This is a genomic window from Streptomyces sp. P9(2023), from assembly GCF_032436795.1.
Taxonomy (GTDB): Bacteria; Actinomycetota; Actinomycetes; order Streptomycetales; family Streptomycetaceae; genus Streptomyces.
Window position 1 is genome coordinate 1 of the sequence record NZ_JAUPWM010000344.1, and the last position, 289, is coordinate 289.

A 289-nucleotide genomic window follows, 5' to 3' on the forward strand; every position below is an offset into this window, starting at 1 on the left:
ACCAAGGTTCCGAACATGGACGCCTTGATTGTCGATCCTCTAGCAGTCGATGTACCGAATGATCCGGGCATCCAGTGGGCAACCATTTCCTCGGCAGTCTCGAAGGCTACCAAGGACAACATCGACCCTATCGGGGACTTTGTTGAGCGTTTCCCTCTCACCTTCCGTATTCTGTTCTGGCGTCTCGCACAGCTTCAGAAGCCGGAAATTCGTCAAACAGGTGCATTCCGCCGTGCTTTCGTAGGCGTCGGTCGCTACCTCTACACGGATAGTTGAGCCAATGAGTGAC

General features: G+C 54.0%; 1 protein-coding gene. It reads left to right on the forward strand.

All coding sequences use genetic code 11. The features are described from left to right. Window positions 1-276: hypothetical protein (locus Q5762_RS37885; RefSeq protein ID WP_315896854.1), on the forward strand; the 276-nt coding region annotated here is incomplete at its 5' end. Between the last annotated feature and the right edge of the window lie 13 nt (window positions 277-289).